The 21,381-nt window shown below is 66.3% G+C and carries 22 protein-coding genes; 11 read left to right on the forward strand and 11 right to left on the reverse strand.

Going from position 1 to position 21,381, the window contains the following annotated elements:
• Positions 1 to 3: 3 nt before the first annotated feature.
• Together tssB and tssA are read right to left on the reverse strand one after the other, a co-directional pair.
• On the reverse strand, positions 4 to 507 hold the full coding sequence (gene tssB, locus AC1DVR_RS04795) for a type VI secretion system contractile sheath small subunit (RefSeq protein ID WP_477999394.1): 504 nt from the start codon (positions 505 to 507) through the stop codon (positions 4 to 6).
• An 88-nt stretch (positions 508 to 595) separates the two neighbouring features.
• A complete protein-coding gene (gene tssA / locus AC1DVR_RS04800; protein WP_477999395.1) occupies positions 596 to 1,645 on the reverse strand; it encodes a type VI secretion system protein TssA in 1,050 nt (349 codons plus the stop codon).
• A gap of 413 nt (positions 1,646 to 2,058) precedes the next feature.
• Between tssA and AC1DVR_RS04805 the strand changes: the two genes are divergently transcribed.
• The 5 genes from AC1DVR_RS04805 to AC1DVR_RS04825 are packed head-to-tail and all read left to right on the forward strand — an operon-like array spanning position 2,059 to position 5,369.
• Positions 2,059 to 2,514 carry a hypothetical protein gene (locus tag AC1DVR_RS04805; RefSeq protein ID WP_477999396.1) on the forward strand — a complete coding sequence of 152 codons (456 nt, stop codon included), beginning with the start codon at positions 2,059 to 2,061 and terminating at the stop codon, positions 2,512 to 2,514.
• Positions 2,514 to 3,131 (forward strand): MotA/TolQ/ExbB proton channel family protein, encoded by a 618-nt coding sequence (locus tag AC1DVR_RS04810; RefSeq protein ID WP_477999397.1) that lies wholly within the window; start codon positions 2,514 to 2,516, stop codon positions 3,129 to 3,131. Before AC1DVR_RS04805 ends, AC1DVR_RS04810 begins: the two co-directional genes overlap by 1 nt.
• Before the next feature lie 11 nt (positions 3,132 to 3,142).
• A complete protein-coding gene (locus tag AC1DVR_RS04815) occupies positions 3,143 to 3,568 on the forward strand; it encodes an ExbD/TolR family protein (RefSeq protein WP_477999398.1) in 426 nt (141 codons plus the stop codon).
• Positions 3,565 to 3,969 (forward strand): ExbD/TolR family protein, encoded by a 405-nt coding sequence (locus AC1DVR_RS04820; protein ID WP_477999399.1) that lies wholly within the window; start codon positions 3,565 to 3,567, stop codon positions 3,967 to 3,969. Before AC1DVR_RS04815 ends, AC1DVR_RS04820 begins: the two co-directional genes overlap by 4 nt.
• Positions 3,966 to 5,369, forward strand: coding sequence for a hypothetical protein (locus AC1DVR_RS04825; protein ID WP_477999400.1), 1,404 nt, complete (start codon positions 3,966 to 3,968; stop codon positions 5,367 to 5,369). The genes AC1DVR_RS04820 and AC1DVR_RS04825 overlap by 4 nt, the downstream gene beginning before the upstream one ends.
• A 17-nt stretch (positions 5,370 to 5,386) precedes the next feature.
• Here AC1DVR_RS04825 and AC1DVR_RS04830 read toward each other — a convergent pair whose 3' ends face one another.
• On the reverse strand, positions 5,387 to 6,586 hold the full coding sequence (locus tag AC1DVR_RS04830; protein WP_477999401.1) for a pyridoxal-phosphate-dependent aminotransferase family protein: 1,200 nt from the start codon (positions 6,584 to 6,586) through the stop codon (positions 5,387 to 5,389).
• A gap of 197 nt (positions 6,587 to 6,783) precedes the next feature.
• On the opposite strand from AC1DVR_RS04830, the gene AC1DVR_RS04835 reads away from it, so the two are divergent.
• Genes AC1DVR_RS04835 through ygfZ form a run of 3 tightly spaced genes read left to right on the forward strand, consistent with a single transcriptional unit; the run spans position 6,784 to position 10,007 of the window.
• On the forward strand, positions 6,784 to 7,473 hold the full coding sequence (locus tag AC1DVR_RS04835) for a phosphatase domain-containing putative toxin (RefSeq protein WP_477999402.1): 690 nt from the start codon (positions 6,784 to 6,786) through the stop codon (positions 7,471 to 7,473).
• Positions 7,470 to 9,209: an ABC transporter ATP-binding protein gene (locus AC1DVR_RS04840; RefSeq protein WP_477999403.1), complete on the forward strand. Its 1,740-nt coding sequence runs from the start codon at positions 7,470 to 7,472 to the stop codon at positions 9,207 to 9,209. Before AC1DVR_RS04835 ends, AC1DVR_RS04840 begins: the two co-directional genes overlap by 4 nt.
• A 51-nt stretch (positions 9,210 to 9,260) precedes the next feature.
• Positions 9,261 to 10,007 carry a CAF17-like 4Fe-4S cluster assembly/insertion protein YgfZ gene (gene ygfZ / locus AC1DVR_RS04845; protein WP_477999404.1) on the forward strand — a complete coding sequence of 249 codons (747 nt, stop codon included), beginning with the start codon at positions 9,261 to 9,263 and terminating at the stop codon, positions 10,005 to 10,007.
• A gap of 172 nt (positions 10,008 to 10,179) precedes the next feature.
• On the opposite strand, the gene AC1DVR_RS04850 is transcribed toward ygfZ, so the two are convergent.
• Complete coding sequence (locus tag AC1DVR_RS04850; RefSeq protein ID WP_477999405.1) at positions 10,180 to 11,016, reverse strand: inositol monophosphatase family protein; 837 nt, start codon at positions 11,014 to 11,016, stop codon at positions 10,180 to 10,182.
• A gap of 222 nt (positions 11,017 to 11,238) precedes the next feature.
• Between AC1DVR_RS04850 and AC1DVR_RS04855 the strand changes: the two genes are divergently transcribed.
• Positions 11,239 to 11,565, forward strand: a complete 327-nt coding sequence (locus tag AC1DVR_RS04855) for a DUF6280 family protein (protein WP_477999622.1) — start codon at positions 11,239 to 11,241, stop codon at positions 11,563 to 11,565.
• Between the two features lie 120 nt (positions 11,566 to 11,685).
• Here AC1DVR_RS04855 and AC1DVR_RS04860 read toward each other — a convergent pair whose 3' ends face one another.
• From AC1DVR_RS04860 to AC1DVR_RS04875, 4 genes are all read right to left on the reverse strand, one after another.
• A complete protein-coding gene (locus tag AC1DVR_RS04860; RefSeq protein ID WP_477999406.1) occupies positions 11,686 to 12,663 on the reverse strand; it encodes a hypothetical protein in 978 nt (325 codons plus the stop codon).
• A 139-nt stretch (positions 12,664 to 12,802) separates the two neighbouring features.
• Positions 12,803 to 14,188, reverse strand: coding sequence for a TolC family outer membrane protein (locus AC1DVR_RS04865; RefSeq protein ID WP_477999407.1), 1,386 nt, complete (start codon positions 14,186 to 14,188; stop codon positions 12,803 to 12,805).
• 94 nt (positions 14,189 to 14,282) lie between these two features.
• Complete coding sequence (locus AC1DVR_RS04870; RefSeq protein WP_477999408.1) at positions 14,283 to 14,924, reverse strand: protein-L-isoaspartate O-methyltransferase family protein; 642 nt, start codon at positions 14,922 to 14,924, stop codon at positions 14,283 to 14,285.
• Positions 14,925 to 15,069: 145 nt separating this feature from the next.
• Positions 15,070 to 15,612, reverse strand: coding sequence for an isopentenyl-diphosphate Delta-isomerase (locus AC1DVR_RS04875; protein WP_477999409.1), 543 nt, complete (start codon positions 15,610 to 15,612; stop codon positions 15,070 to 15,072).
• Between the two features lie 112 nt (positions 15,613 to 15,724).
• Here AC1DVR_RS04875 and AC1DVR_RS04880 point away from each other — a divergent pair, with 112 nt between their 5' ends.
• On the forward strand, positions 15,725 to 15,958 hold the full coding sequence (locus AC1DVR_RS04880; RefSeq protein WP_477999410.1) for a hypothetical protein: 234 nt from the start codon (positions 15,725 to 15,727) through the stop codon (positions 15,956 to 15,958).
• Here the strand turns inward: AC1DVR_RS04880 and hisI are convergent.
• A complete protein-coding gene (gene hisI, locus AC1DVR_RS04885; protein ID WP_477999411.1) occupies positions 15,904 to 16,263 on the reverse strand; it encodes a phosphoribosyl-AMP cyclohydrolase in 360 nt (119 codons plus the stop codon). The genes AC1DVR_RS04880 and hisI overlap by 55 nt on opposite strands.
• Before the next feature lie 78 nt (positions 16,264 to 16,341).
• On the opposite strand from hisI, the gene AC1DVR_RS04890 reads away from it, so the two are divergent.
• A complete protein-coding gene (locus tag AC1DVR_RS04890) occupies positions 16,342 to 16,785 on the forward strand; it encodes an iron-sulfur cluster assembly scaffold protein (protein ID WP_477999412.1) in 444 nt (147 codons plus the stop codon).
• Positions 16,786 to 17,137: 352 nt separating this feature from the next.
• Here AC1DVR_RS04890 and recG read toward each other — a convergent pair whose 3' ends face one another.
• Both recG and ligA read right to left on the reverse strand, forming a co-directional pair.
• A complete protein-coding gene (recG, locus tag AC1DVR_RS04895; RefSeq protein WP_477999413.1) occupies positions 17,138 to 19,222 on the reverse strand; it encodes an ATP-dependent DNA helicase RecG in 2,085 nt (694 codons plus the stop codon).
• Positions 19,219 to 21,333 carry an NAD-dependent DNA ligase LigA gene (gene ligA / locus AC1DVR_RS04900; protein ID WP_477999414.1) on the reverse strand — a complete coding sequence of 705 codons (2,115 nt, stop codon included), beginning with the start codon at positions 21,331 to 21,333 and terminating at the stop codon, positions 19,219 to 19,221. The genes recG and ligA overlap by 4 nt, the downstream gene beginning before the upstream one ends.
• Between the last annotated feature and the right edge of the window lie 48 nt (positions 21,334 to 21,381).

Consider the following 21,381-nt stretch of genomic DNA (forward strand, 5'->3'; position numbering starts at 1 on the left):
GGATCATTCCTCTCCTTCGGCCTTGGGCGTGGCCGCCAGCGATTTGAGCAGGGACGGGTCCTGCATCACCTTGGCGATCAGCTCTTCGGCGCCGGTCTTGCCGTCCATATAGGTCATCAGGTTGGACAGCTGGGTGCGCGCCTCCAAGAGCTTGCGCAGCGGTTCGACTTTCTTGGCGATGGCCGCGGGCGAGAAGTCGTCCATCGATTCAAAGGTGATGTCGACGGCCAGATTGCCCTTGCCGGTCAGCGTGTTGGGCACCGAGAAGGCCGCGCGCGGCTTCATCGACTTCATCCGGTCGTCGAAATTGTCGATGTCGATTTCCAGGAATTTGCGGTCGGCCACGGCCGGCAGCGGTTCCTCGGACTTGCCGGACAGATCGGACATGACGCCCATGACGAAGGGCAGCTGGACCTTCTTTTCCGCGCCATACAGTTCCACGTCATATTCGATCTGGACCCGGGGCGCCCGGTTCCGCGCGATAAACTTCTGCGAACTGGTGCTCATGAAACGCTCCTTGACCTGAGTTTCTGGTTGATCTGGTGTATCTTGGATCGGGACTTATCTAAGGTGGGCCGGCCCATCGCAGGCCGGTTCAGTCATCATCATCGTCGCTGGGTTTGATCCCGCCGATATTCATCACCGACCCCAGACCATCGGGGGCCAGATCCTTCATGATCGTCAGGAAATCCGCCCCGACCAGACGCTTGGCCCGTTCGAGGATGATCGGCACCGGGCTGGAGGGTTCGTTGCGCTTGAAATAGTCGATCACCCGGTCGAGCGCCGCCCGGGCGTCCTGCGCCGTGTCGACCGAGCCGGGTGGGCCGCCGCCCATGCGCCGGGGTGCTGCGGGCGCGCTGGCGGCATAGGTATCCTCGGCCTCCTCGGCGTCGTCGGTGCTGCCCTCGGGCGCCTCTTCGGCCGACACATGTTCGGAGAGGTGGCGGACCAGCTGATGCACGGTCTTGCGCAGGTCATCGAGGCCCGGCCCCTGCCCCGGCGTCTGGTCCGAGAAGATGCCGTCGATCGCCTTCAGGTCGGCCTGGATCTGGCGGGCGGCATCAAGATTGGCGCTGACCACTTCTGCCGCGGTGTCGCTGAAGGCGGCGGCGATGGCGCTGCGGTCCATGGCATCCGTGCCGTCCGGCGCCGGCAGTTCACCGGTCGAAACCAGAATGTCGCGCAGCGAGACGCGCCCGAAGGTCCGGCTTTGCGTCAGGGGAACCCGGCGCAGATAGCGCAGCGTCAGCGCGCTGGCGAGGCCCGCGACCGCATTGATCCGCATCGTCGGGTCGTTGTCGTCATCGGCGTCAAGTTCGGGATGGCAGGTGTCCCAGTGCTGCTCCAGCACGCCGCGCACATAGGCCACGGCATCGGCGAAACCGGACAGGCCCTTGGTGTTCAGCCGCGCGTCGGCGAGGATGACGGCGGCGCGCAGATCATGGGCGCGTTCCAGAATGGCAAGCGCCCGCGCTTCGACATCCTTGAAATCTGGTTCTTCGGCGGCGAGGATCTCATTTCCCGCCTGACGCTCTTCACCGGGCGCAGACAGCCGCTGCAACTCCATGAAATCGAAGTCGTATTCCAGATTTTCTCCGCTCGCGCCATCGCTTTCACGGGCGGCAAGCAGCGCATCCAAATCCATCTAACCCCCCCGACCCGGTTCAGCCCGGGCCTCGTATCATTTTTCCGGCGCCACCACGCGGACCCTACAAAGGGGCGCAGGATCCTTCGCAGGGCAACTGGTATCAAAAGACGTATTCAAAGCCTGGCAGGCAGTCGCAATAACTGCGCCCACTATGACGTCAGGTTATCCCCTTCTGTCAATCGACTCGTGGAGGGTAGAGGCTTTTCCGTTGCGATTGGCAGGCTTAGCCGCGCTATTTAACGGGACCGCAGAAAAATTTTACAGAATTTTCACGCAGAAGGCGTGTCCTGTTCTGCGGCATTGCCCAAAATCCCGGCGCTGCATTCTGCCGTTGACGGAATCGGGGCATCGGGCGTTCACTCGCCGCGCAAGACGGCGTGTTGCCGCACCGCGACCATGGGGGATCAGGAATGCTGAAAAGGATGCTGGGGCAGGCCGTGGCGGCGGTCTTTGCCGGGGCAATGACGCTGCCGGCCGCCCTCTTGCCCGCGCAGGCCGAGACGCCGGTGCCGGGCGGCAAGCTTTCGGTCGAGCTCAACAAGTTCGAGGAAATCTCGGGCGGCGGCTGCCGCGCCTATTTCCTGTTCCGCAACGACACCGGCACCTCCTTCGAGGGCTTCCAGATGTCCCTGGCGATCTTCAACAAGGAGGGCGTGATCGACCGGCTCCTGTCGATCGACGCCGCCCCCCTGCCCGTCGCCCGCACCACGCTGAAACTGTTCGAGATCCCGCAGATCGCTTGCGTCGACATCAGCCAAGTGCTGCTCCATGACATCCCGGTCTGCAAGCCGCAGAATGGCGAGGCGACCGACTGCTTCCCGCTCATCGACCTGAAAAGCCGCACCCCTGCTGCCCTGGTGGAATGATGGGAGCGGTTCTCGCCAATATCCCCGCCGCCAGCTGGCCGGTGATCGTGATCCTGATCTTCCTGTCGCTGCTGAGCCTGATGCTGATCGTGGCCAAGGTGATCCAGCTTCTGCCCGCTACCCGAGGGTCAAAGGCGCGTGACGCCGCGATCGACCGCTTCCTTTCGGGTGACCGCGATGCCGCCATGGCTGAAACCGCCAGAGGAAACGCCGCCGCCGACCGCGTGCTGTTGACCGCGATGCAGGGCCTCTCCGCCGGCCTGCCCCTGCCCGCCGTCGAGGCCGAAACCACCCGGCGCGGCAATGAGGAGGTGGCGGTGATGTCCTCTTGGCTTCGTCTGCTGGACCTCATTTCGATGATCGCGCCGCTGCTCGGGCTTTTGGGCACCGTGCTGGGGATGATCAAAAGCTTTCAGGACCTGTCGGCCGCGCAGGGCTCCGCCAATGCCTCGGTCCTGGCCGGTGGCATATGGGAGGCCCTGATCACCACCGCCGGCGGTCTGATCGTGGCGATCCCCGCCGCCGTGGCCGCCAACCTTCTGGCCGGACGGGTCGAGACGGCGGCACTGAGGATCGAAAGCGCCGTGGGCCGGCTTCTCGCCCTCAGCCACCGCTGAAGGGGGCGAAGATGGCCCTCACCCTGCGCCGCCCTCCGCCCCGTCGCAGCGCGCTGTCGGTCGTCTCGATGATCGACGTCATGATGATCCTTTTGTTCTTCTTCATGATCACCTCAAGCTACCTCAACCTCGACATGGTCCCCGCCCTGCAGAAGTCGGAGGCCGTGCCGGAGGCTGCCACCACCAGCGCCGCCACCCCCGCCACGATCCTGATCCGGATTGACGCCCAGGGTCAGGTGCGGGTGGCCGGTCAGGCGCTGACCCTGCCCGAACTTTCCGGCCATATGCGGCAGATCCTGGCGAAGGAGCCTCTGACCCCGGTCCTCCTTTTCCCCTCCGGTGCGGCCGATCTGCAAAGCCTGATCCGGGTGATGGATCTGGTGACCCAGGCCGGGGCGACGCGGGTGAAAGTCGTCCGGATCGAGGCGCAGAAATGAAGCTCCGCCGCCCTCCGCCCCGGACCGAGCGTGAATCCGTCGTGGCGCTGATCGACGTGACCTTCTTTCTTCTGGTCTTTTTCATGATGGTCGGGCGGCTGGATGCCACCGCCCCCTTCAGCGTGCTGCCCCCCAATGGCCAGACCGGCACCGACCTGCCCGGCGGCGGCATGACGCTGTCGGTCGGGACCGAAGGCGCCCTGGCGCTGGACGGCGCGCCCCTGGAGAATGCCGCCCTTGAGCCCGCCATCAAGGGCCGCCTCGCCACCACCCCCGACGCCCTGCTGCGCATCAACGCCGACCGCGCCACGCCGCTGCGCATCATCCTCGGCCTCGTGAACCGGCTGGAGGATGCCGGGGCCAAGGATGTCGCCATCATCGTCTCGCCGGAGGTGCAATGACGGTGGTGCTCAAAGCGGGGCAGGCAGCGCCCCCCGGCCCGGCGATCGGCGGCTATGGTGCGGGCCTTGCCCTGTCGCTCGCGGCCCATGCCGGGGCCGTGGCGCTGCTGCTCGCGGTGATGCACCCCCATGCCGTGCCCGACCAGCCCTTGCCGAAATCCGCACTTCGCATCGAGACCCAGGCGGTCGAACAATCGCAGGCCAAGGCGCAGGATAGCGCGGGAGAGAAGGCGGCGAGCGCCAAGGCTGAAGGTCAGACCGCCGCGCAAGGCGTGGTGAAAACCAGCACCGCCAGGCCCGCCACCCTGCCGCAAACCACGGCCAAGGCCGAGGCACCGCCTGCCACGGACCTGCCCCAGGTCGCGCCGCCTGCCGTGCCCCTCGCGCAGGCCGCACCCCCCGCCGTGACCAAGGCCAGCACCGCCCCCGCCCAAAGCCTGACCGCCGCAGCCCCGCCCCCGGTGACAGTGGCCAGCGCCCCCGCGGCCCCCCTCACCGAAGCCGCACCGGCCGAAGGGGCGCCCGTGCCAAGCGCCCCCCCTGACGCCGAAACCCTGCCCCCCGCCGCCGCCACCGGGCAGGCCATGACCGCCACCCTCGCCTGGAGCGGGGCGGGCGGCGCCATCGACCCGGTCTCGCTCAAGGCCATCGCCTCCTTCATGCGGCCCGGCGATGCGGCAGCGCAGGCGGATGAGGTGCATGACGGGCTGCAATCCCTGCTGAGTTCCGCCCCCTGCTCGCGCCTGCAGGCCGAGTTCAACCCCGCGACCGGCAGCCTGGAACTGCGCGGCCATGTGCCGGATCCGGCGATGAAGGCGCCGCTGCTGGCCGCCCTGCAGGCCCAGCTCGGACAGGGCATCAAGGTCGAGGATGCGATGATGATCCTGCCGCGCCCGCAATGCGGCGCCTTGTCGGGCATCGCCGATGTCGGCCTGCCGCAAAGCCAGGACCAGCTCACCAACCCCCGCCTGATCGGCGCCGATGCCCAGGCGCGGACCTTTTCCTATACCGAAGGCCAGACCATGGTCCTCGACCTCGCCGCCCCCGATTACGACGCCTATGTCTATGTCGATTTCTTCGATGCTGGCGGCAATGTCATCCACCTGGTGCCGAACCAGACCGTGCCTTTGAAGCTGCGCCCGGCCAAATCGGCGCTGCATGTCGGCGCCCCGGATGCGGGCGAACCCTTCCTCAACATCACCATCGGCCCGCCTTATGGCCAGGAGATTGCCGCCGCCTTCGCAGCCTCCGCCCCGCTTTACGAGGGCGAAAGGCCCCTGTCCGAACCCGCCGAGCCTTACCTGACATGGCTCAAGGCCCGCGTCGCCGAGGCCCGCGCCAAGGACCCCGGCTTCAAGGGGGAATGGGTCTATTTCATGGTGGCGACCAAGGCGAAGTAGGCCCCGGCTGTCCCGGCTCAGGCGCTGCGGGCGATCTCGGCTGCCGCCGCGTTCAGCGCACCGGGCCCATGCGCGATGCCAAGCGCGGTCATCCCGGCCTCCATCGCGGCCAGAACCCCCAAAGTCATATGGGCGTTGACATGGCCCATATGGGCGACACGCAGGGCGCCGGTCGCCTCGGGGTCCTCCGCCGTGGCCATGCCGAGGCCGATGCCGAGCGTGACGCCGGTCTTGGCTTCAGTCCATTGCCGCAGGCGGGTGGCATCGGGGGCGGCAAAGCGGGCCGCGGTGACCGAATGGCCGCGTGCGACGGGGTCGGCGACGTTCAGCCGGATCGCCGGATTGCCCTCGCCCCAGGCATCAAAGGCGGCCCAGACGGTGCGGGCAAGGCTGGCATGGCGGGCCCAGACCCGATCAAGCCCCTCTTCATGCAGGATCATCGTCAGGCTTTCGCGCAGCGCATAAAGATGCGCGGTGGGGGCCGTGCCGAACCAGTATTGCCAAAATTCCTGAGGATTGGCGCGCATGGTCCAGTCCCAATAGGGCGTGCGCGCGTTCGAGGCGAGGCAAGCCGCCCGCGCCTTTTCGTTGAACCAGACAAAGCCCATGCCGGGCGGGCACATCAGCCCCTTCTGGCTGGCGCCGATCATCACATCGACGCCCCAGTCGTCCATCCGGAATTCGTCGCAGCCGAGCGAGGCCACGCAATCCACCGCCAGAAGCGCCTCATGCCCCGCCGCATCCAGCGCGGCGCGCACCGCCCGCACGTCGGATTTCACCGACGAGGCGGTGTCGACATGGGTCATCATCACGACCTTGATCGCGGGATCGGCCCGCAGCGCGGCTTCGACCCTCGCCGGATCAATCGCCACGTTCGAGCCGAAATCCAGCGTCTCCACCTCGGCACCCAGGCCCCGCGCCGCACTGGCCCAGCCATGGCCAAAAACCCCGGTCGACAGAAGCAAGGCCTTGTCGCCGCGCGAGAAAAGGTTGGAGTTGGCCGCCTCCCAGGTGCCATGGCCATTGGCGATATAGGCCGCGACATGGCCCGATGTGCCGGCCAGCGCCTTCAGGTCGGGCCAGATGCCCTGCACCATCTCGACCAGGGCACCGGCATAGATGTTGGGCGAGGGGCGCTGCATCGCGGCCAGGATCCGGTCGGGCAGGACCGAAGGGCCGGGAATGGCAAGATAGGCGCGACCATTGGCAAGGGACATGGGTTTTTCTCCGTTTGTTTAAGGGCTAGCCGCAGCAGGCAGCAGGGTCAACGTCCGCTATGTATCCCGACAATCCGGCCCCGGCATCGCACCTGTGGCCCTTCTGCGCCTCCGGTCTTGCCCCCGTCCCCGCCCCGCTTGATAGACGTGGGCAAAGCGACTAGATGGGCAGCACCTTTGGCAGCATTCAGGATCCCATGGCTGGCGCATTGAAGAAGCGGATGCTGGCCTTGCAGGACCGGCTGACCACGGCCTTTGGCACCGATATCTCCACCCCCGAGGCGCGCCGCGCCGCCTGGTGGCATTTCATGCTGATCGACCACGCCTTCCTGCGCGGCATCTGGACCAATCTGGGCCAGATCGCCCCCGGCGTGTTCCGCGCCAACCAGCCCTCGCCCGAGCGTCTGCGCATCTATGCCCGCGAACTGGGCCTGAAATCGGTCCTGAACCTGCGCGGCAAGGTGCAGCAGGGGTTTTACCTGTTCGAGGAGGAGATCTGCCGCGAGCTGGGCCTGACCCTCGTCGATGTCACCCTCTCCGCCCGCAACGCCCCGCCGCGCGAGGCGCTTCTGGCCATCCTCGACCATTTCCAGACCATCGAGAAGCCCTTCCTGATGCATTGCAAGTCCGGCGCCGACCGCACCGGTCTGGTCGCGGCGATGTATCTGCTGGAGGTCGAAAAGCGCCCCCTGGCCGAGGCCCGCAAACAGCTGAGTTTCCGCTATCTGCATCTGAAATCCACCGCGACCGGGATCCTCGACTATATCCTCGATGTCTACGAGGCAGAGGCCAAGGGCCGCAGCTTCCGCGACTGGCTGGAGCAGGATTACGAGCGGCACCGGATCAAGGCCGCCTATGAGGCGATGCGCAAGGGGGCCAAGGCGTGACGGTGATCCCGGCCCGACGTCTTCTGGCCTGGCTCTGGCGCGACCATCTCAGCCAGCGCAAAGGCTGGATGCTTCTGGCGCTGGGGCTGATGGCGCTGGAGGGGGCGGCGACCGGGGGGCTCTCCTACCTCGTCCGCCCGATGTTTGACGAGGTCCATGCCGGGGCTGCGTTTAGCGTGGTGGCACAGGTTGCGGCCTCGGTCGGCGGGGTCTTTGTGCTTCGCGCCATCGCGGGCTATGCGCAAAAGGTCATCCTCGCCCGCCAGTCGGAACGGATCGGGGCCGAGATGCAGGCCGCGATGCTGGCCCGGGCCTTGCAGCTGGACCTCGGGTTTTACCTGCGCCATTCGCCGGGCATCCTGATGGAACGCCTGCGCGGCGACACCGCATCCTTGCGCAGCCTCTGGACGCCGATCCTGCAGGCGCTCGGGCGGGATGTGATCTCGCTGGTCTCGCTCGCCTCGGTGGCGGTGCTGATCGACTGGCGGTGGGCGCTGATTGCGGTGGCGGGCGTGCCTTTGCTCGCCTGGCCGATCACCCGGCTGCAAGCCCGGGTGCGCGGCACGGCGCGGGCGGCGCGCGGGGCGGCGGGGGTTCTGTCCAACCAGCTGGACGAGGCCTTCCACGGCATCCGCACTTTGCAGCTGTCGGGCGCCGAGCCGCAGGAGGCAAGGCGCTACAGGAAGGCGCTGGACGCCTACCTTGCCGCCCAGTTCCGCTCGGACCGCTCCTCGGCCGCGATCCCGGCGCTGATCGACGTGGTGGCGGCCTTGGGCTTTGCCGGGGTGATGCTCTACGGCGGGATGGAGATCATCGCCGGCACCAAGACCATCGGCGCCTTCATGAGCTTTTTCACCGCGATGGGTCTTGTTTTCGAACCGCTGCGCCGTCTGGGCGCCGTGTCCGGCCAATGGGCCGCCGCCCGCGCCTCGCTGGAGCGGATCCGGAGCCTGCTGGATGAGGTGCCGAAGATCACCACGCCCGCAGTGCCGCAGCCCTTGCCCGCCTCCGGCCCCTTGGTGCTGGAGGTGAAGAACCTCTCCTTCGGCTATGATCAGGTGAAGGTGCTGGACGACATCTCTTTCGTGGCCGAGCCGGGCAAGGTCACGGCGCTGGTCGGGCCCTCGGGCGCGGGCAAGACCACGGTGTTTCACCTGCTGACAAGGCTGGCCGACCCTGACGCGGGACAAGTCATGATCAACGGGATTGATCTGCGCCAGCTTGACCTTGCCGGCCTGCGCAGCCTTTTCGCGGTGGTGAGCCAGGATTCGGCCCTCTTTGACGAGCCCATCGCGACCAACGTCCGCCTCGGCGCGCAAGACCAGTCCGAGGCCGGGCTGGAACGCGCGCTGAGCCTTGCCCATGCCGATTTTGTCGACGCCATGCCGCTGGGCACCGCCTCGCCCGCCGGGCCGCGCGGCACGGCGCTGTCCGGCGGCCAGCGCCAGCGCATCGCCATCGCCCGGGCCGTCCTGCGGGACGCGCCGATCCTTCTGCTGGATGAGGCGACCTCGGCGCTCGACAGCCAGACCGAGCTTCTGGTCACCGATGCCCTCGACCGCCTGCGCGCGGGCCGCACCACGCTGGTCATCGCGCACAGGCTTTCGACCATCCAGACCGCCGACACGATCCTCGTGATGAACCACGGCAAGATCGTCGACCGCGGCAGCCATGCCGAGCTTCTGGCGCGCGGCGGGCTTTATGCCGACCTCTACCGGTTGCAGTTCAAGGAATAGGGCTTTCGCCTGCGGCGCCTTGGCCTATATCTGTGCCACAGGAGACCGCGCATGACCGACACCACCCGCAGGATCGTGACCCTAGGCGGCAAGGAGGCATTGAGCTTCCTGCAAGGCCTTGTCAGCAATGATGTCTTGCCCCTGGCCAAAGGCCCGGGACTGGTCTGGACCGCCCTGTTGACCCCGCAGGGCAAATACCTCGCCGATTTCTTCGTGGGCCGGATCGGGGAGGAGCTGTTCCTCGACCTGCCCGAGGCCTTGGCCGATGCCACGCTGCGCCGCCTGACGCTTTACCGGCTGCGCGCCGATGTCAGCTTTGCGCCCTCGGATCGCGTCATCAGCCGGGGTCTGGGCGCGGCCCCTCCGGGTGCACTGCCCGACCCCCGCCATTCAGCACTGGGGTGGCGCCATTATGGTGCACCGATGGGCGAAGACGCCGTGGATTGGGACGCGATCCGCGTGGCGCATCTGATCCCCGAAACCGGGATCGAGCTTCTCCCCGACGACAGCTATCTGCTGGAGGCGGGCTTTGAGCGCCTGCACGGCGTGGATTTCCGCAAGGGCTGCTATGTGGGCCAGGAAGTCACCGCGCGGATGAAGCACAAGACCGAACTGCGCAAGGGTCTGGCACTGGTCGCAGTTGAGGGCGCGGCCCCGGTCGGCACGCCCATTCTGGCGGAAGGGCGCGAGGTCGGGCGTCTTTTCACCCAAAGCGGCGGACACGCCATCGCCCATCTGCGGCTCGACAAGGCCGAGGGCGAGATGTGGGCGGGTGAGGCGCGCGTGACGCGGCTCTGAACGCGCGGCGACCCGATTTTTCGCCGAAAAATCGTGGCCTGCGGCCGCCGGGAATCGCGATTTTTCTGCGAAAAATCATCTGCTCCTGCGGCCTGGTGTATCGATTTTTCGCCGAAAAATCGTGGGTGGCTGCAGCCGCGCCCCCTGTCTGGACCGCATTCTCGGGCGACCGTCAGGCCAGCGCTGCGAAATCCCGGGCGACTTGCTGCCAGACCGCCTCGCAACTGGCCGCGAGAAGCGTGCCATGGACCCGTGCGGTGTCATAGGCGCCGCCGTCAAGAAAGCGCACCACGCCGCCCGCGCCCTGCACCGCCAGCACACCCGCCGCATGGTCCCAAGGGTGCGGCAAGGGGCTCGACAGCAGGAAATCGACATGGCCCTGCGCCAGGGTGCGGTATTCATGCGCCGTACAGCGCAGGCTGGTCACCCTGGCATAGGCCAGGCCTGCCAGCGCCCCGGCGCGCTTGACCTCTGCCGGGTAAAGGCCCAGCGGCAAGTAGCCGCTCAACGCCTCGGGCGGCTTGGCCGCAGCGGTGCGCAGCGTCACCTCGCCGTGCTGCGAGATCATCCGGGTCGGCTGGCCAGGCGCCGCCTCGATCCAGTCGTCGCAGATCGGGTCGTAGAGCATGCCCCAGACCGGCCGGCCCCGTTCCACCACGGCGAGCAGGACGCCGAAGATCGCGAGGCCCCGGGCGAAGTTCCAGGTGCCGTCGACCGGATCGACGATCACAACCAGGTTATCCTGCCCCATCGCCGCGCGGAGCCTTGCGTCCAGCGCAACCCCCTCTTCGCCCAGAACCCGGGCTTCGGGCCAATCGCGCGCCAGAGCCTGGGTGATATGGGCCTCGGCCTCGGTATCGGCCACGGTGACCAAATCGTTCGGACCGCTCTTTTCTGCGACGTCACCAAGGCTTAACGCCCGAAACCTGGGCAGAATGCAAAGACGGGCGGCACTGCGGACCGCGTCGCGCAGGGCCTGGACGGGGAGGACGGGTTGGATCTGCTGCACTGCTGAAAACCTTGTCTTGTCCCTGTTCAAACCTTGATCGAGGCGCAGGGCCCCCTATATATCGCGGGAAGCCCCCTTGGGCGTCAACAAGATACGGGATGCTTGACAGGAGCCATGCATGAAGCGCATGGCAGACATGTCGTGACGAGGATGACGAATCGTCTTCAAATCGTTACAAGCGCGGAACGTCAGAAAAGACAAGAGCAAGAAGTAGGACGCAAGATGGCCGATTTCATAGACAGCACTGCCTTCAACTTTGAACAAGGACAACGTGCCCGCAAGCTGTTTGCGGCCGTGGTTCTGGCTGCGCTGGACGATGCAATTGCCGACGACAAGAAATACGGCAATGGCCCCGATCAGATCGCCCGCTGGGCGCGGTCGCGTGACGGGCGTGAGGTTTTGTCCTGCGCCGGGATCGACCCGAACGAGCGTGTGGTCAAGGGCCTGATGGATTTCGTTGGCAAAGGGGTTCGCACCTCGGTGGCACTGTCGCGTGAAGAAAGCGAACGTCGCCATGCATTGGAACTGGACCAGGCAGAAGCCGCCTGATCCTTTCCGGGTTCAGCCAAGACAAGTTACGGCAAAACAAAAGCGCGTCCCTCGGGGCGCGCTTTTGTTTTGCGTGGCACTCAGGACCGCCCTCGGGGCCGCATCCAAGCGAAGATGAGGTCAGCTCAGGTCCTGCAGCGCCAGCGAGCGGGCGATCTCGGCCCGGACCATCTTGCGGATGTTGCGGGTGATCCTTTCGCCCAGGCCGCCCTGCAGTTCCTCGCGGATCAGATCGCGCACCAGTTCGCGCAGCACCTGTTCGGAGAAGATATCGTCTTCCTGCTGCGCCACGCCCGGCAGGACCTCGGCCGTAGCGGCCGCCGCTGCGGGCGCGGACTCCGGGGCCGCGGCATCGGTCAGACCCTGGCCACGCAGATCGGCCAGGACCTCGGCCTCGGCAGCATCGGCCCAGTCTGCGGTGACGGCGCTCACCAGACGGTCAAGACCGCGCGCGGCGGGCTGTGATGCGGGCTCTGCTGCGGCCTGCGCAACAGGCGCGGGCTCTGCCGGAGCGGTCGGCGCGGACGCCGTCGGCATGGACTCAGTCAGCGCGGGCGCCTCGGCCTTGGCGCTTTCGCGCGCGGCCCAGAGGTCCTGCATCGAGCGGCGGACGAAAACGAAATTGTCCCAGTTCAGCGCCTCGGTATCGGCACCCGGCTCGCCAGCCTCGGATTCCCAGTCGAGCGCGGCGCGTTGGTCGACCGCCTGGCTCAGCGTGGCGACCAGTTCAGGCGCCGAGGGTTGCGCCGCCGGACGGGGCGCGGGCGGCACGGAGTGCGCCGCCTCCAGATGCAGGCGCGGCAGCGAGGTCGAAGGCGGGGGAGAGGTGGGCTGCTCCGCCACGCCCTGTGGCGCGGCCTTGGCGGCGCTCTCGGCCCCAGGCGGCGTCTGGGCCGGTTTGGCCGGGCGGTTCGAGACGACGCGCAGCGCCGGCGTCAGGATCAGCTTGTCCGAGACGACGATGCGCGAGACGATCTGTGCGGCGGGCGCCGCCTCCCCCGGGTTGCGCTGTGGCGCCGGCCGCAGGTCTTCCGAAACCAGACGCCGGATCGACGTCAGAACATCTTCGATGGTGCCGGAAGTCATTGGCTCTGACATGTTCACTCTGGTCCCGCTGCCGTCACTCATGATCACACCCGCTTCTGCCCGAACGGATTTGACACAAGTCTAGGGTAATCAAGGCCATCGCACAAGGAAGTGACTCGGCCCGTCGTGATGATCGGCCAGAGTGTGACGTTTATTTACCCAAAGTCTTCAGGATCCGGTCCAGCTTGGCGCCCTGCGGCGAGGTGGCGGGCGCATGTTTGACCACGTTGTAATAGGCCTCGGGGTCGAAGGTCGGGATGCCGAGGTGCAGCTTGTCGGCGGTCAGAAGACCCATGGCCGACAGCAGCGAATACTGGCTGATGTAAAGGTCGGCCCCGGCCTGCAGCCGCTTGGTCTTGGCGTTGAGCAGGGTCTGCTCGGCGCTGAGCACGTCCAGCGTGGTGCGGCTGCCCAGGGCGGCCTCCTGCTTCACCCCATCGTAGGCGGCCTGTGCGGCGCGGATCTGCTCGTCATTGGCGCTGATCGAGGCGCGCGAGACCAGGATGTTCGCCCAGGCCTTGCCCACCGCCTCGTCGACATTGACGCCGGTCTGCATCAGTGCGGCATGCGACGCCTGCTGGTTGGCGATCGCCTGTCGGAAGGCCGAGGACAGACGGCCGCCCGCGTAAAGCGTCTGGTTGAAGTCCAGCTCGACCGACTGGGTCGGCGACTTGCCCGAATCCGCGGTGAAGGAGTTCGAGATCGAAGCCTTGCCGGTGATGGTCGGGCTCATCTGCGCCTTGGCCAGCTGCACGCCCAGATCGGCCGCCTTGGACTGATGCTGCGATTGCACGATGGCCGGGTGGCCGCGCAAGGCGACGGTGCGCGCCTCGGCCACGGTCTTGACCGGGGCGGGCGTGCGCGGCAAGGGCGACAGGCTGGAGGGGTAATGGCCGATGGCCGCATTGTAGCGTTCGCGCGCGACGTTCAGGTCGCCCTGCGCTGCCGCCAGTGCCGCATTGGCCGAAGCCAGCTGCGCCTGGGCCAGGGCCACGTCGGTCTTGGTGACCTCGCCCACGTCGAACTTGTCCTGCGTGGCCTGCAAATCCTGGCTGACCAGATGGACGTTGGATTGTTGCGCCGCGACCAGCTGCAGCTGCAGGGTCATGTTCACATAGGCCGAGACCGCATCGAGCAGCACCTGCTGTTCGACATTGACCAGCGAGGACCGCGAGGCCAGCACCAGTTCATCCTTCAGCGCGATGGTGGTGCGGTTGCGCCCGAAATCAAACAGCGTCAGCGAGGCGGACAGGCTCATCACCCCGCTGGACGCGGTCGTGCGCTCGGCGTTCCCAAAAATCGAGCTCGGCTCACCCCGGCTGTCGGCGATCTGGGTGGCAAAGCTGACAACCGGCAACAGGGTGCCGACCGCTGTCGCCAGATCCTCGTCCGCCGCGCGCAGAACCGCCTGGTTCTGCTCCAGCAGATGCGAGTTGCGATAGGCCGAGATCAGGGCATCGGTCAGGGTTTCAGCCCAAAGCGCCCCGGGCGCAAAAGACACCGCACCAAGAAGCAGGGCACTCAGGACTTTCCGCATCATCCACCTCATCGGACCGCGCCCTCTGCGGGGCGCATTGCGCCGGGCCCTGTGGCCCTGGCATTGAAGACCCGCGCCTTGAGGGGCTTGGGCCCTAGAGAACGAAGCCGTGCCGCGCCTCGAAGCCCGGAAGCACCGGGGCGGTCGCATTGAAACTGAACCGCCAGCTCACCTTGCCGTCCAACTTGTGGCCGATCCGGGCAATTCCAAGGGCGGCTTCCATGAATATCGCGCCGATCCGACCGCCTTCCTTGACCTGATGCTCCAGGGCCTGCGGGAAAGTCTCGACCGCGCCCTCGACGAGGATCACATCGAACGGGCCATCGCCGGCGGCACCTGCGGCCAGCGGCCCGGTGACGACCTTGGCCACGCCCTCCAGCTTTTGCGTGGCAAGAGCGGCCATCGCGGCATCTTCCTCGACCGCCACGACATCGCAGCCCATCTCGGCCAGAACCGCGGCGGAGTAGCCAAGGCCCGCGCCCAGAACCAGAACCTTTTCGCCCGGCACGACATCCAGCGCGTCCAGAAGCTTGGCAAGGCTGCGCGCCTCCAGCACCACGCGGCGCGGGGCAAGGGCGATGTTGTTGCCGACATAGGCGGCTTCGCGGGCGGCCTCGGGCACGAAATGCTCACGCGGCACGGCAAGCATGGCCGCGATGATCGGGAATTTGGTCACGTCCTGCGGGCGCACCTGGGTATCGACCATCATCACGCGGCGGGCGGAAAAATCACTCATCTGGCTCGCTTCCGGCAAAGGCTGGGTTATCCTGATGTCACGCAGCGCCATCACGCCCTGCATGTTTCGGCCTGTCTTGCCACAGTTGGACTGAAGGAGCAACCGGTCAGCACCGCTAAGGGCTTCGGATCGTGGCAAAACATCCTCAATCGGCAAGACTGCCGAAAAGACGCTCACGGTGTTCGGACAGATAGATCCGCAGCCAAGGGGTAAAACGGGCCGGATCCTCGGCAATCGCGGCATCAAGTTCGGGCAGCGTCATCCAGGCGGTGTCGGCGACCTCGTCCGGATCGGGCCACAGCACCGGGCGCAGCGGCGCCTTGGCCATGAAGACGGTGACCACCTCATGCTCGATCAGATCATTGCCCACATCGGCACGGTATTCGACCATCCCTGCCGGGCGCACCGCGAGGCCGGAGATGCCAAGCTCCTCCGACAGCCGCCTGCGCGCGCAGGCATTGTCGGCCTCGCCCCAGCGCGGATGGGTGCAGCAGGTGTTGGCCCAAAGCCCGCCGGAGTGGTATTTGCCAAAGGCGCGCTGCTGCAAGAGGATGTGGTCGCCCTCCATCACAAAGACCGAAACCGCCTTGTGGCGCAGGCCCTGGCGATGGACGCTCAGCTTTTCGACCGGGGTCAGACGGCCGGCCACCCAGGCCGGGATCATCTCTTCTGTATCATCAGAACTCATCATGGGCCTTTGGTTAGCCCGCCCCGGTTTCTGCCGCAACCCCCGCGGCCACGCTGACGTTTCGTTAACCGCTTGGGTGCAGGATGGCCGGGTCACCAGAACGGAGGACCCGATGATCGAACCCAGCCCGCATGGCCTGACCCGCCATCAGATCGAAACCGCCCTGTCCGATATCCGCCGCGAAATGGCCCGGCTGAAGCGGCGCGAGGCGCAGCTGATCGGTGATGCCGCCGAGGCTGACCTCGCTCGCCCCCGCCCCGGCTGGCCGATGCGGCGCAGCCCGATGCCGGATCAGAGCATCGGCGCCATGATCTCGACCTCGGACCCGTCGCGGATCGCGGTGTAAAAGCAGCTGCGCCGGTTGGTATGGCAGGCGGGCCCGGTCTGGCGCACCACGGCCAGAAGGCAATCGCGGTCACAGTCGAGGCGCAGCTCCACCAGTTCCTGCACATGGCCCGAGCTTTCGCCCTTGGCCCAGAAGCTTTGCCGCGAGCGCGACCAATAGGTGACGTGGCCGGTTTCCAGCGTCTTGGCGACCGAGGCTGCATTCATCCAGGCGAACATCAGGATCTCGCCATTGCCCTCGTCCTGCGCGATGCAGGGGATCAGACCTTGCGCGTCGAATTTCAGCGTGGCGGGATCAAAGACCATCGGGATCTCCTTGGCGGGCGGGCTTCTGGCGCTTATCTAGGCGAGGATGCCCCGCCGGACCAGAGCGAAAGACCCGCCATGAGCGACACCGACCTTGTGAAACTGTACTCCGGCCGGATTCTGGCGCTCGCCGCCGATATCCCGCATCTCGGCCATCTGGAGGCGCCCTCGGGCTCCGCCCGCAAACGCTCGCCTCTGTGTGGGTCGACCATCGCGGTGGATGTGGCGATGAAAGACGGCAAGGTCGCCGATTTCGCCCAGGATGTCCGGGCCTGCGCCCTGGGTCAGGCCTCGGCCGCCGTTCTGGGTGAGGTCGTCATCGGCCGCACCAAGGCCGAGCTGGAGGCCGCGCGCGACGCCCTCGCCGCCATGCTGAAAACGGGTGGCCCCGTCCCCGCCGCGCCGTTTGACGGCTACGAGGTGCTGATCCCGGCCCGCGATTACAAGAATCGCCACGCCTCGATCCTGCTGGCGCTGGAGGCCACCGTCGAGGCCATCGCCGCCGCCGAAGCCCAGGTCTGACGACCTCCGCCCAAAAAAAACCGCCGCGCATCCTTGGGGGATGGCGGCGGAAGTGGCGTTTCATTCATGCGGGCGGGACAGGCGTTGGACCAACGCGGCCGGCAGAAACGCGGGCAGAGAAATCGGCAGGTCAGGCGATGCCCGACAGGGTCAGGCCCAGAAACAACACGGCAAACAGCGTGACCACGCCGGCCACATCTTCAACATCAGCCCCAAGGGCGGCGAACTGGCGGGTCATGCGAGCGAACATCGGCGTCTCCGTTAAGGGTCGGTTTCCGTTTATGTTGCTCGATTGTTCTCATATCATTAACCACGTGTAAAGAACTTTTTGAGAACTTAAACAGAACAAACCCTAGCCAACCGTCAGCAGCCGGATCGCCCGATCCTGATCCAAGAGCCAGAGCAGCAGCCGTGCCGCCCTGCCCCTCGGGCTCTCCAAGGCCGGATCCTCCGCCAACAGCCGCCGCGCATCGCTTTGCGCCACGGCCATCAAACCCGCCTGCCGTTCCAGATCCGCGATGCGGAAACGCGGCAGGCCGGATTGCGCGGTGCCGATCAGATCGCCGGCGCCGCGCATCAAAAGATCCTCCTCCGCGATGCGAAAGCCGTCCTCGGTGTCGCGGATCACCTTCAGCCGCCGCTCCCCCGAAGCCCCGAGCGGCGCCTGATAAAGCAGAAGGCAGGTCGATTCGGTGCTGCCCCGCCCGACCCGCCCGCGCAATTGGTGCAGCTGGGCCAGGCCGAAAACCTCGGCCCGCTCGATCACCATGATCGAGGCGTTGGGCACGTTGACACCGACCTCGATCACCGTGGTCGCGACCAGAACCTTGGTCTCCCCCGCCACAAACCGCGCCATCGCGGCATCCTTTTCGGCGGGCGGCATCTGGCCATGCACCAGCCCCACCACATCGCCCAAGGCCGCGCGCAGCGTCGCAAAGCGCGCCTCGGCGCTGGCGTAATCCATCACCTCCGAATCCTCGACCAGCGGGCAGACCCAATAGGCCTGCCGCCCCTCGGCCACGGCCTTGGCGAGGTGGCCCACCACCTCCTCCATCCGCGTGTCCGAGATCAGCGCGGTGCGGATCGGCTTCCGCCCCGCCGGCTTTTCATCCAGCACCGAGACGTCCATATCGCCGTAAGAGGCCAGCGCCAGGCTGCGCGGGATCGGCGTCGCCGTCATCACCAGCACATCCGCCGCCTGGCCCTTGGCGCCCAGCTCCATCCGCTGCGCCACGCCAAAGCGATGCTGCTCGTCCACCACCGCAAGCCTAAGATCATGAAACTGCACGTCTTTCTGAAAGACGGCATGGGTGCCCACCAGAATGTCGATGGCGCCCGAGGCGAGGTCGGCAAGTTTCGCCGCCCGCTCGCCCCCCTTGTCGCGCCCCGACAGCATCACCAGCCTGACCCCGGCACTCTCGGCCAAAGGCGCCAGCCCGTCGAAATGCTGCCGGGCGAGGATCTCGGTCGGGGCCATCATCACACCCTGCCCGCCCGCCTCCACCGCGATAAGCAGCGCCTGAAATGCCACCAAAGTCTTGCCCGAGCCCACATCGCCCTGCAAAAGCCGGTTCATCCGCAGCGGCGATTCCAGGTCGCGCGCAATCTCCGCCACCGCCCGGACTTGTGCGCCGGTCGGCTGATAAGGCAAGGATTGCAAGACCTTGCGCTGCAATCTTCCATCGCCTACGCTCGACCGCCCCTTGCCCCGCCGCAGGGAAGCGCGGGCCAGAGACAGGGTCAGTTGATGGGCAAAAAGCTCGTCATAGGCCAGACGCGCCCGTGCCGGAGCTTCCGGCATCAGGTCGGCCAGACTGTCGGGCGCATGGGCCGCTGCCAAGGCCGCCCGCCAATCCGGCCAGTTTTCCCGTGCCTTCAAGGGTCCGTCGATCCATTCCGCCAAATCCGGCGTGCGCATCAAAGACCCCGCAACCCCCTTGGCGATCTGCTTTTGCGTGATCCCGGCAGTCAGCGGATAGACCGGCTCGAAGGCGGGCAGCGTGCCGGCCTCCTCGGGGCGCAGCACATGGTCGGGGTGGACCATCTGGCCAACCCCATCAAAAATCTCGATTTTCCCGGAGACGACCCGCCTTTGCCCGGTGGGCAGCAGCTCGCGCAGATACTCGGCGCGGGCGTGAAAGAAGACGAGTTGAAACTCCGTCTCGGCGTCCTGCACGTTCACCCGGTAAGGCCGCCCCTTCTGACGCGGCGGAAAGTGCAGACCGACCTCGACCTCCACCGTCACGGTCGCCGGGGCCACCACCGCCCGGATCGAGGGTTTGCGGCTGCGGTCCACCCCGGAATGCGGCAGAAGAAACAGGAAATCCTTTGGTTTTTCAACGCCCAAGGGCTCCAGGGCCTTGGCGGTTTTCGGCCCGATCCCCTCCAGCGTGTCGAGGCCCGCGAAAAGCGGGAAGAGAATTTCCGGACGGCTCATGAAAGACCCGCGAGGGCGATCCAGGCGTCCTCGTCGATCATCTTGATGCCGAGCCGCTCGGCGTCCTTGGCCTTGGAGCCGGCGCCCGGCCCGGCGATCACCAGATCCGTCCGCGCCGAGACCGAGCCTGCGACCTTGGCGCCCATCGCCTCGGCCCTTGCCTTGGCCTCGGCCCGGCTCATCTTTTCCAGCGTGCCGGTGAAAACCAAAGTTTTCCCTGCAATATCAGAGGCAACCACCGCGCGTGCCGCCACAGGCTGCACCTCCAGCTGGGCCACGACCGCATCGATCGCGGCACGCTCGGCCTGGTTGCGGAAGGCATCGGTCAGGCTTTGCGCCATGACCTCACCGATGCCATCCACCGAAAGAAGATCGGCCCAATCCGGCGAATCAGGCGTCGCCACCGTCACGGCGGTCTCGAAGGCGGGCCAGGTGCCGTAGTGGCGTGCGATCAGACCTGAGGCGACCTCACCGACATGGCGGATGCCAAGGGCAAAGATCAGCCGGTCGAGCGGGATGCGGCGCCGGGCCTCGATGGCGGCAAAGAGATTGTTCACGGATTTCTCACCAAATCCCTCACGATTTTTCAGCTTTTTCAAAGGGCTGGCGGCGTCTCTTGCGGCGAGGGTGAAGATGTCGGCAGGCTGTTTGATCGGCAGGTCGGGGTCGGCGTAGAACATCTCGATCTGCTTGGCGCCCAGACCTTCGATGTCAAAGGCGCCGCGGCTGACAAAATGCTTCAACCTTTCAACACCTTGTGCCGGACAGATCAGGCCGCCGGTGCAGCGGCGCACGGAATCGCCCGGCTCGCGGTGGGCGACACTGCCGCATTCCGGGCAAACCTGCGGAAAAACATAGGGTTGCGCGCCGTCCTTGCGTTGGCTGAGGTCGGTGTCGGCGATCTTGGGGATAACGTCACCGGCGCGGTAGACCTGCACCCAGTCGCCCTCGCGGATATCCTTGCCCTCGCGGATCGGGTTGCCCTTGGAATCGCGGCCGGCGATGTAATCCTCGTTGTGCAGCGTGGCGTTGGAGACGACGACGCCGCCCACCGTCACCGGCTGCAGCCGCGCGACGGGCGACAGGGCCCCGGTTCGGCCCACCTGAATTTCGATCGCCAAGAGCCGGGTCCAGGCCAACTCGGCCGGAAATTTATGCGCAATCGCCCACCGCGGGGTGGAGGAACGAAAGCCGAGCCGCCCCTGCAGGCCAAGGTCGTTGACCTTGTAGACCACGCCGTCGATGTCGTAGCCCAAAGTCGCGCGCTGCGCCTCGATCTTGCGATACTGGGCGATCAGCTCGGCCGGAGTCTCGCACAGGGTGGTCAGCGGATTTACCTGGAATCCCAATTCTTTGAAGCGCACAATTGATGTGATTTGTGTCGACCCGAGCGGTCCCGAGATCTCGCCCCAGGCATAGGCAAAAAAGCGCAAAGGTCGTGCCGCGGTGATCGTCGCATCCAACTGCCGCAGCGAGCCCGCGGCGGCATTGCGCGGGTTTGCGAAGGGTTTTTCGCCGCGCTCGCCCTGGCGCAGGTTCAGGGCGGCGAAATCGGCATGCGACATGTACACTTCGCCCCGCACCTCCAGCACCTCGGGCGCGCCGGTCAGAACCTGCGGGATGTCGGCGATGGTGCGGGCATTGGCGGTCACATCCTCGCCCGTCTCGCCATCGCCGCGCGTCGCGGCCTGCATAAAGCGGCCGCCCTCATAGCGCAGGCTCAAGGAGAGGCCGTCAATCTTCGGTTCGGCCGTGTAGGTCACCTGCCCCAGGCCGAGGAATTTCTTCACCCTTTCGTCGAAATCCACCACGTCGCTTTCGGCGAAGGCATTCTCCAGGCTCAGCATCCGCACCCGATGCGCCACCTTGCCAAAGCCGGAGGCCGGTGCGGCCCCAACCTGGTCCGAAGGGCTGTCGGCCCGTTTCAGGGCAGGAAACCGCGCCTCGATCGCGGCGTTGCGGCGTTTCAGGACATCATAATCGGCATCCGAAATCTCGGGTGCATCCAGCGTGTGATAGGCCGTGTTCGCTTCCGCCAAAGCCTGGGCTAGGCGGCCAAGTTCGGCACGCGCCTCGGCCTCGGTCAGATCTTCCACCCGCTTGTCCATCATCCGCCCCCTTGCTCGCCCGTCAGGTTTACGGGTGGACGGCGCGGATTT

It is taken from the genome of Rhodobacter sp. P2_H5 (assembly GCF_056403335.1).

Excerpts from the sequence above, each read along its gene's own strand:
- tssB (WP_477999394.1), bottom strand. The coding sequence starts at position 507 with ATGAGCACCAGTTCGCAGAAGTTTATCGCGCGGAACCGGGCGCCCCGG.
- tssA (WP_477999395.1), bottom strand. The coding sequence starts at position 1,645 with ATGGATTTGGATGCGCTGCTTGCCGCCCGTGAAAGCGATGGCGCGAGC.
- AC1DVR_RS04805 (WP_477999396.1), top strand. The coding sequence starts at position 2,059 with ATGCTGAAAAGGATGCTGGGGCAGGCCGTGGCGGCGGTCTTTGCCGGG.
- AC1DVR_RS04810 (WP_477999397.1), top strand. The coding sequence starts at position 2,514 with ATGGGAGCGGTTCTCGCCAATATCCCCGCCGCCAGCTGGCCGGTGATC.
- AC1DVR_RS04815 (WP_477999398.1), top strand. The coding sequence starts at position 3,143 with ATGGCCCTCACCCTGCGCCGCCCTCCGCCCCGTCGCAGCGCGCTGTCG.
- AC1DVR_RS04820 (WP_477999399.1), top strand. The coding sequence starts at position 3,565 with ATGAAGCTCCGCCGCCCTCCGCCCCGGACCGAGCGTGAATCCGTCGTG.
- AC1DVR_RS04825 (WP_477999400.1), top strand. The coding sequence starts at position 3,966 with ATGACGGTGGTGCTCAAAGCGGGGCAGGCAGCGCCCCCCGGCCCGGCG.
- AC1DVR_RS04830 (WP_477999401.1), bottom strand. The coding sequence starts at position 6,586 with ATGTCCCTTGCCAATGGTCGCGCCTATCTTGCCATTCCCGGCCCTTCG.
- AC1DVR_RS04835 (WP_477999402.1), top strand. The coding sequence starts at position 6,784 with ATGGCTGGCGCATTGAAGAAGCGGATGCTGGCCTTGCAGGACCGGCTG.
- ygfZ (WP_477999404.1), top strand. The coding sequence starts at position 9,261 with ATGACCGACACCACCCGCAGGATCGTGACCCTAGGCGGCAAGGAGGCA.
- AC1DVR_RS04855 (WP_477999622.1), top strand. The coding sequence starts at position 11,239 with ATGGCCGATTTCATAGACAGCACTGCCTTCAACTTTGAACAAGGACAA.
- AC1DVR_RS04860 (WP_477999406.1), bottom strand. The coding sequence starts at position 12,663 with ATGTCAGAGCCAATGACTTCCGGCACCATCGAAGATGTTCTGACGTCG.
- AC1DVR_RS04865 (WP_477999407.1), bottom strand. The coding sequence starts at position 14,188 with ATGCGGAAAGTCCTGAGTGCCCTGCTTCTTGGTGCGGTGTCTTTTGCG.
- AC1DVR_RS04870 (WP_477999408.1), bottom strand. The coding sequence starts at position 14,924 with ATGAGTGATTTTTCCGCCCGCCGCGTGATGATGGTCGATACCCAGGTG.
- AC1DVR_RS04875 (WP_477999409.1), bottom strand. The coding sequence starts at position 15,612 with ATGAGTTCTGATGATACAGAAGAGATGATCCCGGCCTGGGTGGCCGGC.
- AC1DVR_RS04880 (WP_477999410.1), top strand. The coding sequence starts at position 15,725 with ATGATCGAACCCAGCCCGCATGGCCTGACCCGCCATCAGATCGAAACC.
- hisI (WP_477999411.1), bottom strand. The coding sequence starts at position 16,263 with ATGGTCTTTGATCCCGCCACGCTGAAATTCGACGCGCAAGGTCTGATC.
- AC1DVR_RS04890 (WP_477999412.1), top strand. The coding sequence starts at position 16,342 with ATGAGCGACACCGACCTTGTGAAACTGTACTCCGGCCGGATTCTGGCG.
- recG (WP_477999413.1), bottom strand. The coding sequence starts at position 19,222 with ATGAGCCGTCCGGAAATTCTCTTCCCGCTTTTCGCGGGCCTCGACACG.
- ligA (WP_477999414.1), bottom strand. The coding sequence starts at position 21,333 with ATGATGGACAAGCGGGTGGAAGATCTGACCGAGGCCGAGGCGCGTGCC.